General features: G+C 44.2%; 16 protein-coding genes. 9 read left to right on the forward strand and 7 right to left on the reverse strand.

Annotated elements, in window-relative coordinates:
* Nucleotides 1–38 precede the first annotated feature (38 nt).
* Both PHEP_RS10775 and PHEP_RS10780 read left to right on the forward strand, forming a co-directional pair.
* The gene (locus PHEP_RS10775; protein WP_238326467.1) at nucleotides 39–881 is read left to right on the forward strand and encodes a lysophospholipid acyltransferase family protein; all 843 of its coding nucleotides are present in this window, start codon (nucleotides 39–41) and stop codon (nucleotides 879–881) included.
* A complete protein-coding gene (locus PHEP_RS10780; RefSeq protein WP_015807990.1) occupies nucleotides 881–1,894 on the forward strand; it encodes a glycosyltransferase family 2 protein in 1,014 nt (337 codons plus the stop codon). The genes PHEP_RS10775 and PHEP_RS10780 overlap by 1 nt, the downstream gene beginning before the upstream one ends.
* A 9-nt stretch (nucleotides 1,895–1,903) precedes the next feature.
* Here PHEP_RS10780 and aroQ read toward each other — a convergent pair whose 3' ends face one another.
* Complete coding sequence (gene aroQ / locus PHEP_RS10785; protein WP_202901263.1) at nucleotides 1,904–2,323, reverse strand: type II 3-dehydroquinate dehydratase; 420 nt, start codon at nucleotides 2,321–2,323, stop codon at nucleotides 1,904–1,906.
* A gap of 45 nt (nucleotides 2,324–2,368) precedes the next feature.
* Between aroQ and xerD the strand changes: the two genes are divergently transcribed.
* On the forward strand, nucleotides 2,369–3,268 hold the full coding sequence (gene xerD / locus PHEP_RS10790; protein WP_015807992.1) for a site-specific tyrosine recombinase XerD: 900 nt from the start codon (nucleotides 2,369–2,371) through the stop codon (nucleotides 3,266–3,268).
* Between the two features lie 3 nt (nucleotides 3,269–3,271).
* On the opposite strand, the gene prmC is transcribed toward xerD, so the two are convergent.
* A complete protein-coding gene (prmC, locus tag PHEP_RS10795; protein WP_015807993.1) occupies nucleotides 3,272–4,138 on the reverse strand; it encodes a peptide chain release factor N(5)-glutamine methyltransferase in 867 nt (288 codons plus the stop codon).
* A 59-nt stretch (nucleotides 4,139–4,197) separates the two neighbouring features.
* Between prmC and ribD the strand changes: the two genes are divergently transcribed.
* The 5 genes from ribD (at nucleotide 4,198) to PHEP_RS10820 (ending at nucleotide 8,060) form a co-directional block, all read left to right on the forward strand.
* On the forward strand, nucleotides 4,198–5,259 hold the full coding sequence (gene ribD / locus PHEP_RS10800; protein WP_015807994.1) for a bifunctional diaminohydroxyphosphoribosylaminopyrimidine deaminase/5-amino-6-(5-phosphoribosylamino)uracil reductase RibD: 1,062 nt from the start codon (nucleotides 4,198–4,200) through the stop codon (nucleotides 5,257–5,259).
* Nucleotides 5,256–6,146 carry an EamA family transporter gene (locus tag PHEP_RS10805; RefSeq protein ID WP_015807995.1) on the forward strand — a complete coding sequence of 297 codons (891 nt, stop codon included), beginning with the start codon at nucleotides 5,256–5,258 and terminating at the stop codon, nucleotides 6,144–6,146. Before ribD ends, PHEP_RS10805 begins: the two co-directional genes overlap by 4 nt.
* Before the next feature lie 18 nt (nucleotides 6,147–6,164).
* A complete protein-coding gene (locus PHEP_RS10810) occupies nucleotides 6,165–6,779 on the forward strand; it encodes an IMPACT family protein (protein WP_015807996.1) in 615 nt (204 codons plus the stop codon).
* Nucleotides 6,780–6,800: 21 nt separating this feature from the next.
* Complete coding sequence (locus tag PHEP_RS10815; protein WP_015807997.1) at nucleotides 6,801–7,667, forward strand: nucleoside phosphorylase; 867 nt, start codon at nucleotides 6,801–6,803, stop codon at nucleotides 7,665–7,667.
* Between the two features lie 75 nt (nucleotides 7,668–7,742).
* Nucleotides 7,743–8,060: a hypothetical protein gene (locus PHEP_RS10820; protein ID WP_015807998.1), complete on the forward strand. Its 318-nt coding sequence runs from the start codon at nucleotides 7,743–7,745 to the stop codon at nucleotides 8,058–8,060.
* A gap of 114 nt (nucleotides 8,061–8,174) precedes the next feature.
* Here PHEP_RS10820 and PHEP_RS10825 read toward each other — a convergent pair whose 3' ends face one another.
* Nucleotides 8,175–10,502 carry a GH92 family glycosyl hydrolase gene (locus PHEP_RS10825; RefSeq protein WP_015807999.1) on the reverse strand — a complete coding sequence of 776 codons (2,328 nt, stop codon included), beginning with the start codon at nucleotides 10,500–10,502 and terminating at the stop codon, nucleotides 8,175–8,177.
* A gap of 319 nt (nucleotides 10,503–10,821) precedes the next feature.
* On the opposite strand from PHEP_RS10825, the gene mnmA reads away from it, so the two are divergent.
* Complete coding sequence (gene mnmA, locus PHEP_RS10830; protein WP_015808001.1) at nucleotides 10,822–11,913, forward strand: tRNA 2-thiouridine(34) synthase MnmA; 1,092 nt, start codon at nucleotides 10,822–10,824, stop codon at nucleotides 11,911–11,913.
* A gap of 6 nt (nucleotides 11,914–11,919) precedes the next feature.
* Here mnmA and PHEP_RS10835 read toward each other — a convergent pair whose 3' ends face one another.
* Genes PHEP_RS10835 through PHEP_RS10850 form a run of 4 tightly spaced genes read right to left on the reverse strand, consistent with a single transcriptional unit; the run spans nucleotide 11,920 to nucleotide 14,966 of the window.
* The gene (locus tag PHEP_RS10835; RefSeq protein WP_015808002.1) at nucleotides 11,920–12,867 is read right to left on the reverse strand and encodes a bifunctional metallophosphatase/5'-nucleotidase; all 948 of its coding nucleotides are present in this window, start codon (nucleotides 12,865–12,867) and stop codon (nucleotides 11,920–11,922) included.
* The gene (locus PHEP_RS10840; protein ID WP_015808003.1) at nucleotides 12,845–13,627 is read right to left on the reverse strand and encodes a 5'-nucleotidase C-terminal domain-containing protein; all 783 of its coding nucleotides are present in this window, start codon (nucleotides 13,625–13,627) and stop codon (nucleotides 12,845–12,847) included. The genes PHEP_RS10835 and PHEP_RS10840 overlap by 23 nt, the downstream gene beginning before the upstream one ends.
* A complete protein-coding gene (locus PHEP_RS10845) occupies nucleotides 13,602–14,114 on the reverse strand; it encodes a glutathione peroxidase (protein WP_015808004.1) in 513 nt (170 codons plus the stop codon). Before PHEP_RS10845 ends, PHEP_RS10840 begins: the two co-directional genes overlap by 26 nt.
* A gap of 42 nt (nucleotides 14,115–14,156) precedes the next feature.
* The gene (locus tag PHEP_RS10850) at nucleotides 14,157–14,966 is read right to left on the reverse strand and encodes a hypothetical protein (protein ID WP_015808005.1); all 810 of its coding nucleotides are present in this window, start codon (nucleotides 14,964–14,966) and stop codon (nucleotides 14,157–14,159) included.
* Nucleotides 14,967–15,008: the final 42 nt, after the last annotated feature.

Below are 15,008 nucleotides of genomic sequence, written 5' to 3' on the forward strand. Positions count from 1 at the left end.
TGATAAAAAAAAGCTTTTCTTATATAGGAATATTTTTTTTGAACTTTTTATCACTGCTGCCCCTCTCCCTCTTATATATTTTTGCGGACCTGGCTTATTATGTCGTATATTATATCATTCCTTACCGCAAAAATGTGGTGCGTGAAAACCTCCGTAATGCTTTTCCAGAAAAACCGGCAGCAGAACTGCTGGCCATAGAAAAGGAGTTTTACCGTCACCTGATGGAGCTTGTTGTAGAAGTGGTTAAAATGAGGTCTATTTCGAAGGCTGAAATTAAAAGACGGGTCAAGTTCAGCAACCTCGACCAGATCGGATCCGTTTTTCAATCCGGGCAAAGTGTGCTGGCCTGCACCGGCCATTATGGCAATTGGGAACTCGGAATGATGGCATTGGGTATCGCACTGCCGGGTTCCGGATACGTGATCTATAAACCGCTCAACAATAAAGTATACGACAAGTGGTTTTATAACATCCGTACCCGATTTGGCAATTCATTTGTGGTCATGCGGCAAACATTAAGGGCATTGGCCAGTACCAGGAATGAACAGACCATGTTCTGTTTTGCGGGCGACCAAACCCCTGTAAAAGACGAAGCACATTACTGGATCAACTTCCTGAACCAGCCGACAGCAGTTCTTTTGGGGATCGAAAAAATAGCCCTGCAAACCAACAGACCCATATTTTATTTTAAAACAAAGCGGATAAAAAGAGGATATTATGAGATCGATTGTGTCCCGCTTTGCCTCAATCCCCAGGCAACCAAAGGACATGAGCTTACCGATATGCAATTCAGCCTTTTAGAAAAGATCATTAAAGAAGAACCCGCCTACTGGCTTTGGAGCCACAGGCGATGGAAACATAAACCAGATAACGCAGGATAATGTCAGTACCAAGTGTAGCAGTAGTCATTTTAAACTGGAACGGAAAAGCCCTGCTTCAGCAGTTTTTACCAGGTATAGTTCAGTCGCAATACCCAAATCTTCAGTTAATCCTGGGCGATAATGCCTCTACCGATGGTTCCGTAGCCTTTGTAAAGGCCAGTTACCCTCAGGTAAAAGTAATCGTTAACGCCCATAATTATGGCTTTGCAGAAGGCTATGATAAACTGCTGGAACAGATTGAAGCAGATTATTATGTATTGCTCAATTCTGATGTAGAGGTACCTGCCAACTGGATCCAGCCTGTTATTGATGCTATGGAAGCCGACGCCGGCATTGCTGCTGCCCAGCCTAAAATCAAATGGCAAAAGGATAAAACACAATTTGAATATGCCGGCGCGGCTGGCGGCTACCTGGACCTGTATGGTTATCCTTTTTGCAGGGGGCGGTTATTTGATACGGTAGAAAGCGACACCGGCCAGTATAACAATCAGCAGGAGGTTTTCTGGGCCAGTGGTGCAGCCTTATTCATTAAAAGCAAATGCTGGACAGCAGCCGGAGGGTTTGATGCTGATTTTTTTGCACACATGGAAGAAATAGACCTTTGCTGGCGCTTAAAAAACCTGGGTTACAAAGTGATCTACTGCCCCGATGCCGAAGTTTATCACCTGGGCGGTGGTACCTTAAATTCAAATAGCCCTTATAAAACCTATCTGAACTTTAGAAATAACCTGGTTATCATGCAAAAAAACCTGCCCTTAAACGATGCATACTTCAGGATTTTCATCCGGATGTCTCTCGATTTTATAGCCTGGCTGCATTTTCTGCTGCAAGGCAAAACACAGTTTGCCTGGGCAATAAATAAAGCACATTACCATTTTCTGCTCAACCTCTCAAAAAATGGTGCCAAAAGGACAAACAGGCAAATCAGCTTTCAACAACATACCGGCCTATACCCCTATAGTATTATATGGGCTTATTTTATCAAAAAAATAAGGTTTTTTACGCAGTTGTAAACAACAATTTTAGGGTTTCAGCAGGCTTTCAATAGCCAGCCTGTAGCCGTCCATGCCAAAGCCTGTCAATACGCCCTTACAGTTTTTGCCGGTCAGCGATACATGCCTGAATTCTTCCCTGGCATAAATGTTAGAGATATGTACCTCTACCACAGGTGTTTTAATGGCTGCAATGGCATCAGCAATGGCAACAGAAGTATGGGTATAAGCACCCCCGTTAATCACAATACCATCATAGCTAAAACCCACCTCATGCAGTTTATTGATCAGTTCCCCCTCTACATTGCTCTGAAAATAGTCTATTTCAATAATGCTGTATATATTGCGCAGTTCAGCCAGGTATTCTTCAAAACCCTGGTTCCCATAAATACCAGGTTCCCTACGCCCTAAAAGGTTTAAGTTTGGGCCATTAATAATTTGTATCTTCATCATTTCAAACTTAGCCTTAAAAATTAAGAGTATAAAATTTATTTTGTGATCAGTAATCCCTATCTCAGTTCCTTTAAAAACTACCTTAAACTGGAGCGTTCGCTCTCCGGTAATTCTATTGAGGCCTATCTGGGCGACCTGAATAAACTGTCCCAGTATTTTGAATCTGTTGACCAAACACCTCAGGTAAAGGAGATTACTGGTGATGACCTGAAGCACTTTGTCAGTTGGATAAATGAGCTGGGTATGCTGCCCAGTACGCAGGCGCGTGTGGTGTCCGGCTTAAAAGCTTTCTTTAGTTTTTTAATGCTCGAAGAAATCATTACCACCGATCCTTCTGCCCTGCTCGAAAGCCCAAGGCAGGTCAAACACCTGCCTGATACACTGTCCATTCAGGAAATCAACGGAATGATCGGGGCTATCGATGCCTCAAAGCCAGAGGGCATGCGCAACAAGGCCATTTTAGAAACCCTGTACGGATGCGGATTAAGGGTTTCAGAGCTCAGCAACCTCAAAATCTCCGATGTATTTGAGGAAAATGAATTTATCCGCATCTTCGGAAAGGGAAATAAAGAGCGCCTGGTACCCATCGGTCAGACGGCCTTAAAATACATCAACATATACCTCAGGGAAAGCAGGGTGCATGTCCCCATTAAAAAAGGACATGAAGATTATATTTTCCTTAACCGTAGCGGAACCCGTTTGTCCCGCATCTCTGTTTTCAGTATCATTAAAGCCCTCGCCCTTAAATCAGGCATAAAAAAGAGCATCAGTCCCCATACCTTTCGCCACTCCTTTGCCACACATTTAATAGAAGGCGGGGCCGATTTAAGGGCTGTTCAGGAAATGCTTGGCCATTCCAGCATCACCACTACAGAAATCTATACCCATCTCGACAGGGATTATTTAAGGGGTATAATTACTGAATTTCATCCAAGAAGTTAAGGGCTATACCACCGCTGCCCGCCGGCACCTGATCATCCGGTCTTTTCCCTGCATGTCTTTTTTTAATATGATGTCTGTAAATGATTTAGCTTCCAATAGCTCAACTGTTTCCTTACCCAGATGTTCGTTTATTTCAAAAAATAAAAGGCCCCTGCCGCTCAGTGTTGTCCAGGCAAAATCTGCTATAGCCTCATAAAATACAAGTGGTGCTTCATTGGATACGAACAAAGCCAGGTGCGGTTCATGGTTCAGTACGTGGTCCTGCATCTGCTCCTTCTCCTTTAAGGTAATGTATGGCGGATTGCTGACCACCACATCAAACTTTTGTTTTGTCGTAAATTCACGGATATCGGCCTGTATGAATTTTATATCTACCTCATTTAAAAGAGCATTACTGCCTGCAATGTCAATTGCTGCTTCAGATACATCAAGGGCAGAAACTTCAGCTTCCGGAAAGTTCTTTTTTAAAGAAATGGCAATACAGCCACTCCCGGTCCCAATGTCTATCAGGCGTAAAGCAGCGCCCGTAACGGCCTCCAGTGCGGTACTTTCCAGCACCCATGCTACCAGTTCTTCTGTCTCCGGCCTGGGTATCAGTACCGATGGCCCCAGTTTAAAGGGAAGGCCATAAAAAACCGTTTCCCCCAGCACATATTGTAAAGGCTTGCCGCTTTGCAGCTCAGTCAGTATATTTTGCAGTATAAACAGTTCCTTACTGTCCAGTTCTTCTGTTTTTCTGAGTATATAATCGGTTCTTTTATATTGAAGTACATGCCCAATGGCCATTAAAAAAATAGCATCTGCCTCCTCTTCTCCGTAAGCCCCGCTTAAAGCGGCATTAAAATGTGCCGATAGGTCCTGTAATCTCATTGGGTAAAATTAGCGATAATTCCTAACCTGTAACCGTAATTTATTCTATTTTTGCCTTAATGACTAACGAATTATATATGCAGCGTTGCCTTGAGCTGGCCGCTATGGGGATGGGAAATGTAAGCCCTAACCCTATGGTAGGCTGCGTGATCGTAAGCGACGGAAAAATCATTGGAGAGGGTTACCATGCCCGCTTTGGCGAGGCACATGCCGAAGTCAATGCCATAAATTCAGTTGTACACAATTATGGAAATACGGCAGAAACCTTACTGGCAGCTGCTACAGCTTATGTTAGTCTGGAACCCTGCGCACATTTCGGTAAAACCCCACCCTGTGCCGATCTGCTCATCAAACACCGCATTAAAAAAGTAGTGATAGGCAATACCGATCCATTCGACGGGGTAAACGGCAAGGGCATCGAAAAGCTTAAAAATGCAGGTATTGAAGTCGTATCCGGTGTGCTTGAAGCCGAATGCAGCCAGCTTAACCGTCGTTTTTTTACCCGCATCGGGCAGCAGCACCCCTACATCATTTTAAAATGGGCAACATCCGCAAATGGTTATTTCGCACCTGAAAACACCACACAGCAATGGATCAGCGGGCCAGAAGCTAAAAAGCTGGTCCACAAATGGCGGACAGAGGAAGATGCTGTCCTGGTTGGACGGCTTACGGCCATGGCCGATAACCCAAGGCTGACCGTCCGCGAATGGTACGGCAGAAACCCGGTAAGAATAGTGGTCGACAGGCACCTGCAGGTTCCTTCAAGCCACCATATTTACAATAAAGAGGCAAAAACAATCATTTTCAATGAACAAAAAACTGATGTACAGGAAAACATCCATTTCATACAAATGGAAGATATGCAACATTACCTGCCGCAAAAAATAGCCTTTCAGCTGTACCTGATGGACATCGCCTCCGTAATTATAGAAGGTGGCGCCCAGGTACTCAACCAGTTTATCCAGGCCCGCTTATGGGATGAAGCAAGGGTCTTCAGGTCGGCAGTATCATGGCCGGCAGGTATCCCTTCCCCGGAATTAAATTTGCAGTCCTGTGCCATCACAGATCAGTTCCCCATCGGAAAAGATCAGTTAACGATCTATAAAAACAATCCTTCATGATATTCTTATTCTTCAGTATTTGCTGTAGCGTTACAGTCGCCGTCCTGCTCAAACTTGCCAGAAGGTACAAAATTAAAATTGTACAGGCCGTTACCTGGAATTACCTGTTTGCCATTGTGCTTAGTCTTATCTTTTACAAACCCAGCTTCAACGAGCTGATATCGGCGCCTATAAACTCGGTTTACATTGCCCTGGGTATTTTGCTGCCTGTCGTATTCTGGTTCCTGGCGGGCTCCATAAGGGGCATCGGAATCGTAAAGACCGACATTGCCCAGCGATTGTCCCTTTTCATTCCCATCCTGGCCTCCTATTTTATCTTTAAAGAGCAGTTCAATACCATGAAAATAGCGGGACTTGCGGTTGGTTTTGTGGCCATATTTTTTACACTCTATAAAAAAACTGCACAAAAGAACCAGGGTTTAAACTGGTTATATCCTATTCTGGTATTTCTGGGTTTTGGTGTGATCGATATCCTCTTTAAAAAGATCGCCCAAATCACGGTCATCCCTTACACCAGCTCCCTCATTGTCGTATTTATCCTGGCATTTATCCTGTCGCTGGCCTCCATCTTTTACCTTTCGGTGGTTAAAAAGCAAAAACTGGAATTCATTAACTTTGTATGTGGCTGTATCCTGGGCTTTTTCAATTTCTTTAATATCCTTTTTTACCTTAAGGCCCATCGGGCAATGGCCGATAACCCATCCATTGTGTTTGCCGCCATGAATATGGGGGTCATCATTGCAGGTAGTCTGGTGGGTATCTTTATTTTTAAAGAGAAACTGAATAAGCTGAATTACTGGGGACTGTTTCTGGCACTGATGGCCATTGTACTCATTACCAATCTGATCGGCAATGCCTGGCATGCCCTAATGCTGCTGGTCAAATAGCAGCCCATCTGTTCATTTATGTTATTTGACGATACCTATAAAACCATTGCAGCTCCTTCTGAAGGGGTGTTTCGCGACCGTGGCAGCAAATTTATCGGCTATGCCTGGCCCATCCGCTCAGAAGAGGAAATAAAGCCCCTGCTGGCCGGCCTGCGTGCCGAACATGCCAAAGCCAGACATTTCTGCTGGGCGCTGCGCTTAAGTCCGGATCGCAGCATATTTCGCATTCAGGACGATGGCGAACCTTCAGGCACGGCGGGCAGGGCCATCCTGAATACCCTGCTCTCTGCCGATATCACCAATGTGTTCATCGTGGTGGTCAGGTATTTTGGCGGTACCCTGCTCGGGGTACCCGGACTGATCAATGCCTATAAAACGGCCGCTCAGGAAGCCATACAGGCCGCAAACATTGTCGAGAAAACAGTAAATGACATTTACGAGGTCAGTTTCAGTTACCTGCAAATGAACGACATCATGAAACTGGTGAAAGAAGAAAAATTGAATGTCCTTTCCCAGAACTTCGACAATTCCTGCAGCATTCAGCTTGAAATCAGAAAGTCAGGCCTCAATGCCATACTTGCTAAGATAGAGCAGATTGAAGGCGTTAAAATAAAATACCTCTTTACTGCATAAGATTTTATAGCTTTATTCCATATGGCACAAGAAATATCAGCAGCAGATTTGATCATCAACCCCGATGGCAGCATTTATCACCTGAACCTCCTGCCCGGCGATATTGCGGAAACCATCATAACCGTGGGTGATCCCGACCGTGTATCAGAAATTTCCAGGTACTTTGACAGTATAGAACTCAAAAAAGGTAAACGGGAATTCATTACCCATACCGGTTATCTGGGCAAAAAACGCCTTACTGTAGTGTCTACCGGCATAGGGACAGATAACATCGACATCGTATTCAATGAGCTGGATGCCCTGGTGAACATTGATTTCCAGAGCCGGAAGGTTAAAGAAAAGCTGAGTTCACTCAAACTCATCCGCATCGGTACATCCGGGGCCATACAAGCCGATATCCCGATGGGTACCATACTGGCTTCATCCTTTGGTATCGGAATGGATGCCCTGATGAATTATTATATCCATGAGCTGTCAGGCGATGAGCACAGTCTGCTCGACGGTATAAAAACACATTTTTCCCATTACAAAGGCATCAACCCTTATATCACGGCAGCCGATAAGGAGCTGTTGAATACGATTGGCGGTCAGATGCAACAGGGAATAACCCTTACTGCCCCAGGCTTTTATGCCCCTCAGGGGCGACAGGTAAGGGCAAAAAATGCGGTTCCCGACCTCATCAGTCAACTCCAAAGCTTCCGGCATAACCAATACCGCATTACCAATCTTGAAATGGAGACCGCAGGTATCTATGCCCTGGCCAGGGTATTGGGACATAAAGCCCTGTCGGTAAATGCCATACTGGCCAGCAGGGTAAATTTTCAGTTTAGTCCAGATCCCCAAAAAGTGGTTAATAAAGCCATAAAAATGGTGCTCGACCAGCTTTAAGCCATTAAAAAATCCTTAAAGCACCAAACAAAACAGTCCCCTCAGCTGTTTTAATCTATATATAATACAAATTTTATGTTAGAAAAAGCAAAAGAGAGATTTACCCTATCCATCATAAATTCATTAACCAATTACGAAACCGGCGAACTCAATACCGGCAAAAGAATCATTGCCGCTGTAGCCGGCATATACATCCTGCAAAGAGGGATCAGAACGGTCCGCAAACACAGTCTACGTGGAATTGAAGAAATAACGCTCGGCAGCATCCTGCTTTACAGCGCCGCCAGTGGCCTCAACAAAAAGATCATTAAAAAACCTACAATACCTGCCGAAATGCGTAAAAACCAAATCCAGGGAAACGATCCACGCTCCGAGGTCCCTGCCTTCGTTTAACTGTCAATTCTATTTATACTAAGCCCCTCGCTTCCCATAAAATTCAGTGTCTTTAAGAGAACACAGGAAAATTTTGCCCTTCTTCAGGGCAAAGGTTTCCGGTTCGAAGGAAGATCACTTAATTTTGCCCGTCATGACAAACCTCAGCACTCCCCCATTCACAATATCGCTGTGCGTAATGCTATGTCCTTTAAGCAGTTTCCCGTTCAAATATACTTCCTTCACATACACATTCTTATCACTCTGGTTCTGCGTTTCCACCTTAAACGTTTTTCCGTTCTCCAAAGTAAGTACTGCCGATTTTATTGCCGGACTTCCCAATGAATAAACATCCGAACCTGGCGATACCGGGTAAAAGCCCAGGGCCGAGAACATATACCAGGCGCTCATCTGTCCGCAATCGTCGTTTCCACCCAATCCATCGGGTGTAGGTTTATACTGCATTTTCAAAATCATCCTTACCCTTTCCTGCGTTTTCCAGGGTTGTCCTACCCAGTTGTACAGGTATGCCACATGATGTGCCGGTTCATTGCCATGTACATAACCCCCAATAATGCCCTCACGGGTAATGTCCTCCGTTTCAGCAAAAAACTCGTCCGGCAGGTGCATCGTAAAGAGCGAATCCAGGCGTGAGGCTACCCGTTTTGCACCACCCATCAGCTCAATCATTGCTGCAGGGTCATGTGGTACAAAGAAGCTATAGTTCCAGGTATTGCCCTCAATAAAACCCTGATCGTGTGTACTCAGCGCATCAAAATCCTTTTTAAAAGAACCATCTGCCAACCTTGGGCGCATAAAACCGATCCGGGCGTCAAATACATTCTTCCAGTTGCCTGCCCTTTTCATAAAAGTAGCATAAACATCTTCCCTGCCAAGTTTTTTAGCCATCTGGGCGATACACCAATCGTCATAAGCGTATTCCAGGGTATTCGAAACCGAAGTCCGGTTATTTTCTGCGGGGATATAGCCCTTATCAATATAATCCCCGATACCTTCGTAATTGCGATGGTTTGCAGTAGTGATACAAGCCTCCAGGGCTTTGCCAGCGTCGCCGTTATAAACACCCTTAACCACTGCATCAGCAATAACCGACACGCTATGGTAGCCGCTCATGCACCAGTTGTCGTTGGCGTAGTGCGACCATATTGGCAGCATTTTTAAAGTACTCTGGTCGTAATGGGCCAGCATAGACTTTACAATATCATTGTTGCGCGATGGCTGCATGATGTTCAGAAAAGGATGCAGCGCCCTGTAAGTATCCCAAAGGGAAAAGGTCGTATAGTTTACAAACCCATCAGCCCGGTGCACATTCTGGTCCAGGCCCTTATATTCCCCGTTCACATCCGTATAATTGGTAGGATTGATGAAAGCATGGTACATGGCCGTATAAAAATTGACCTTATCATCCTCAGCCGCATCAAGGGCAATTTTGTTCAGTTCTTTGTTCCATTTATTCTGGGCCTGCTGCTTCAGCTTGTCAAAATCCCAACCCCGGGCTTCGGCCTTCATGTTTTCAAGTGCGTTAGCCTGACTCACCGGCGAAAGCGCAAACTTTACCTGCACCTGCTCCCCTTCAGCCGTCTCAAAATCAAAATACATCCTGATCCTTTTGCCTGCTATTTCAGGAAAATTCCTGGTCTGGTCAAATTTTCTCCAGAAACCCTTATACACCTGTGGCGCATCGAAATTCTTTTGTCCGTAGCCCTTAAAAGGCTTGGAAAACGACATGGCAAAATACACCGTACGCGTCCGTGCCCAGCCATTGGTTTGCCGGTACCCGGTAACCAGCGTATCATTTACCACTCTTACAAAAGTCCATACGTTTTTGTCGTCATAATTGTAAATGCCCGACATCAGGTCTAAAATTATATGCGAATCCGGCGTTCCGGCAGCAGATTTCGGGAAAGTATAGCGGTGCATCCCTACCCGTTCCGTAGCTGTCAGTTCAGCTAAAATTCCATGATCATCCAGTTTTACCCTGTAATAACCAGCTTCAGCACGCTCATTGGCATGCGAAAAAGCAGAGCGGAAACCACTGCCTGGCTGATCTGCAGTTCCAGGGTTCAGCTTCAGCCTGCCCTGTGTAGGCATGATCAGAAAATCACCCAAATCTGAATGTCCTGTTCCACTGAAATGCGTATGGCTAAAGCCTACTATCGTTTTATCCTCATATTTATAACCGGCACAATATTTATATACATCCCCATTGTACTTTCCATTCAGTTCATAAGAAAGTGTATCTGTATCCGGGCTCAATTGTACCGCCCCAAAAGGCACCGTTGCCCCCGGATACGTATGCCCCATTTTCTGTGTGCCGATAATCGGCTTCACATATTTAACCAGGTTTTGCTGGGCAAAACCCCTAACCGGTAAAAGCAAATCCAGCAGAAATAATATTCCCCCGGAAAACAACAATGAACGGCTCAATACAGCTTTCTTCATATCAAAATTATAGCTAAAAACAAAAAGCCTAATGTATAAAAATCTTTACTGTTTTCGCACACAATTGTAATTATGTTATAAAAATCGCTATAAAACCAGTCTCTGTTTCTCAGCCTATCCCCCTCGCTTTCCATAAAATTTGGTGTCTTTAAGAGAACATAGGAAAATTTTGCCCTTCTTCACGGCAAAGGTTTCCAGTTCGAAGATAGATCACCAAATATTAATTTGACAGCACCATTAGATTTTTCCCCATAAAATCCCTTATTTTTGCGCCTTACATTTAATTACCGGGCCTTGAACCCGGCCTATATTAAAAACAATGAGTAAAAAAGGCAGAATATTGGTAGCCATGAGTGGCGGGGTCGACAGTTCGGTAGCAGCAGTAATGCTCCATGAACAAGGTTATGAAGTCATTGGTTTAACCATGAAAACCTGGGATTATGCCACCTCAGGAAGCAGTAGCAAAGAAACCGGCTGCTGCAGTCTCGACAGCATCAACGATGCCCGTACCCTTGCGGTAAACTACGGCTTCCCCCATTATATATTAGACATCAGGGACGAGTTTGGCGATTTCGTGATCGATAACTTTGTAGACGAATACCTTGCCGGCCGTACCCCTAACCCATGTGTATTGTGTAATACCCATATCAAATGGGAAGCCCTGTTAAAACGTGCCAACAAGCTCGATTGCGAATTTATCGCGACCGGGCATTATGCCAATATCCGTCAGCAGGACAGCGGAAGGTATGTCATTTCCAAAGGAAAAGACGAAAATAAAGACCAGTCTTACGTACTCTGGGGTGTATCCCAGGAAAACCTGTCAAGAACCCAGTTCCCATTAGGTTCCTTTGCCAAATCAGAGATCAGACAAATGGCCCTGGATATGGGACAGGAAGAACTGGCTAAAAAAAGCGAAAGCTACGAGATCTGCTTTGTACCGGATAACGATTACCGGGCCTTTTTAAAACACAAAGTGGAAGACCTGGAGCAGCGCGTTGCCGGTGGTAATTTCATTACCAGCAACGGAATGGTGGTTGGTCAGCATAAAGGTTATCCTTTTTATACAATCGGACAAAGAAAAGGTCTTGGTATCGCCTTTGGCGAACCCATGTTTGTGACCCAGATCCTGCCCGAAAGCAATACTGTAGTATTGGGCAGGGCCGATGAACTGGAACGTAAAGAAGCCATGGTCAGGAACCTCAATCTGGTGAAATACGAAAGTATACATGAACCAATGGATAACGTGGTTACCAAAATCCGATATAAAGATGCAGGTATGCTGAGTACCATTGTACAGGAAAAAGACAAAATGCGTGTGGTCTTCGATCACAATGTATCGGCTATAGCACCCGGACAATCCGCAGTTTTCTATGAGGGGAACGACCTGTTAGGCGGCGGTTTCCTTTGCTAAGGATAATTAGCTATCTAATTCGTTTGAAATAATATAAGGTGAAGCGGTTTTAATCCGCTTGCCTTTATATCGTTCAAAATAATAATCTATTCTACCCAGATTGATACCCGCAAAGCCAACCTGGTTAATGGTAGTAATCCGACCGCTTAAGTTCTGTACATCTTCAGGCTGATCCATAAAAGTATGCGTATGCCCACCAATAATCAGATCTATGTTCTTATTGTTTTTTGCCAATACCTGATCCGATACTTTGTTAGCAGCATATTTATAACCCAAATGAGATAAGCATATTATCAAATCACATTTCAAATCTTGCTTTAGCAAATCAGCCATTTCATTGGCTTTTGCAATAGGATCAATAAAAACAGTATCACCGTAGTTTTTACCCTCAACCAAACCTTTCAGTTCAATACCAATTCCAAATACCCCAATCTTTAGTCCTTCTTTTTTAAAGAGCTTATAAGGTTGCGTACTACCCTTAAGCAGGGTATTGGAGAAATCGTAATTGCTACACAATATTGGAAAATTAGCATGGGGCAATTGCTTATGAAAGCCCGCCAGTCCGTTGTCAAAATCGTGGTTGCCCATTGTAGCAGCATCATAGCCCATGGCGGTCATCAGTTTCATTTCCAGTTCCCCGCCAAATTTGTTAAAATAAGGTGTGCCCTGAAAAATATCACCGGCATCCAGCAACAGCACATTTTTTTCCTTTGCCCTTATGCTACTGATCAGGCCAGCACGTCTTGCTGTGCCCCCTAAACCCTGGTTCCGCGAACCATCCATCGGAAAAGGCTCTATCCGGCTGTGTACATCGTTGGTATGTAAAATGCACAGCTTAACCAGGTCCCCTGCTGCAAAAGCATCATAGGCCTTAAAATTTAACGCAAAAGTGGTGGCAGCCACTCCAGCAGTCCTGATAAAATTCCTGCGGTTAATCTTTAGTAATTCTTCCATCCAGTTTCGCATTAATTGTTTTGCCTGCGGCACCTTGTTCCTTCACATAATTGATCAGGGCATCCCTCACCTTCAGCCCCAATACTTTTTTCTCCAGCGGGTTTTTAAATCCCAGGGCATTGTCGCCACCACCAGCAATGTAATCAGAGGTCAGCACCCGGTAAGTTTTTTCCGGATCAAAGGCTTTTCCCTGAATAAATACCTCTACAGGCTTTTTGTCTGCTATTTTCAGGCGTATACCTGCAACTGGCTGTCCGTTTGTAGCGGCAATAAAGTTGATCAGTTGCTGCACATCTGTACCTTTTAAAGTAAAGGCTACCAGTTCATTTTCAAAAGGCATCAGTTCAAACATATTTGATAACTTAATGGCACCTTTGGGTAAATCTACCCTTATACCCCCTTTTGTTGAAGGCATAGAAAAATCAATTGAGGGGTCATATTTTAAAGCCTGCTGCATCACTGCGTCCGAGAAAAAATTACCCAGTACCGTTTCCGGCTGGTCATTGTTTTTGGTCATGGCCATTTCCGAATAGCCCAGAACCTGGTTCATCTCATCATCCAGCTGCTGCTTATAGGGCTGGTAGGTTTTAATAACGCTACTATCGGGCAAAACGGCTTTGTCAATCGCATAATCAGCGCGGTTGGCCTTTACCAGTTTATAACCGGAAGAGCAGGAAGCCAGGCTTAAGCCCAGCAGTAAAACGAAATGAGCAGTGAAATGCCAGGTGTAATGTTTACAGGTTTTTGGTAATATTTTCATCCAGTGGTTTCACTTTAGAACGGAAACGGTGTACCAGCTGCCCCTTTTCATTGATCAGGAATTTTTCAAAGTTCCAGTTGATATCGCCTGTAAAATCAGGGTTTTCAGCTGTTGTAAGGTACTTAAACAAAGGTGTAATGTCATTTCCTTTTACACTGCTCTTTTCAGCCAGCAAAAAGTCGACATTGTACTTTCCGGTACAAAACTCCTTGATCTCGCTATTGGTAGCCAGTTCCTGTCCACCAAAATTGCCTGCCGGGAAACCGATCAGCACCACTTTGTTGCCGTATTGCTTGTGCAGCTTTTCCAGGTCCTCATATTGCGGGGTATACCCACATTTTGAAGCTGTGTTTACAATAAGGATCTTTTTACCCTTAAATTTCGAAAGTTTTACTTCCTTGCCATCAATGGTCTTAAAAGAAAAATCGTATACACTTTTGGCCGGAGGCGTAAAAAAGAGGTTCAGTATTATTAGTAATAAGTTCATAATTGTATATTTTAATTATATACGAAGATAAATAGAATTAAACTATAATTTTAATTTATCTACATCTCTCCATACTGAGGCCAGCTTACCATGAGGCACAATGACGCCCGGGCTGCGGATAAATTCACCAGGCGTAATTATGGCTCCGCATAAGCCGGCCGGGTTAAATTCTTTGTTGTTCTTAATCACGCTAATGTTGTCTTTTAAAGTGGAATATCCCAGTTTCATCCCCATCACACATAAGCAGCCATCAGGAACTTCGAAGGTAAAATTGTGCGCAGGTACCTGCGGCTGGTCTGTATTTACTTCCAGCACCTGAAAAACCCTCGACTTATGTACGCCCTGTTCCAGATTATAAAAGGCCAGGGCTACTGTAATTTCGCAGAAGTTGCAGGCTGCGGGGAATTTAAGTTGTTCATTGATTTCCATTGCCGGAAGGCTTAGGCTGAGCTGGTTGCCGGCTAAAGTAAGCTGCGGTTCTACCCAGAGGCTTTTGGCCAGGGGTGATTTGGCATTAAATTCAAAACCTGCAAGCCTCGAAAAACTGTCTTCATTAAAAGTATATTGTTTTGTAGCTTTGTTGTAACACTGTTCCAGTATTTCTCGGTTCTGTTTAGTGAGGCGGTTAACCATAGCACCGTCGTAAAAACCACCAAACAACAAAGACAGATCGGTCCGGATGGCCTTAGATAAGGTACTGGCTTTGGCAAATATGTTTGCTGTGGTTTTTGAAGCCTCGGTTTGCTTACCCGGGTGTGGCCCTTTTTGTACAATTGTGATCCCATTTCGGCCTTTTTTAAAGACCAGGTTGCCGATCAGGCCAATGATTTGTTTTCCATCAAATTTTCCCATTTCAGTTTTTTTAAGTTATAAATAAGTTCAGGAGTGCACATG

The sequence above is a fragment of the Pedobacter heparinus DSM 2366 genome (assembly GCF_000023825.1).
In the GTDB taxonomy this organism is placed as follows: domain Bacteria; phylum Bacteroidota; class Bacteroidia; order Sphingobacteriales; family Sphingobacteriaceae; genus Pedobacter; species Pedobacter heparinus.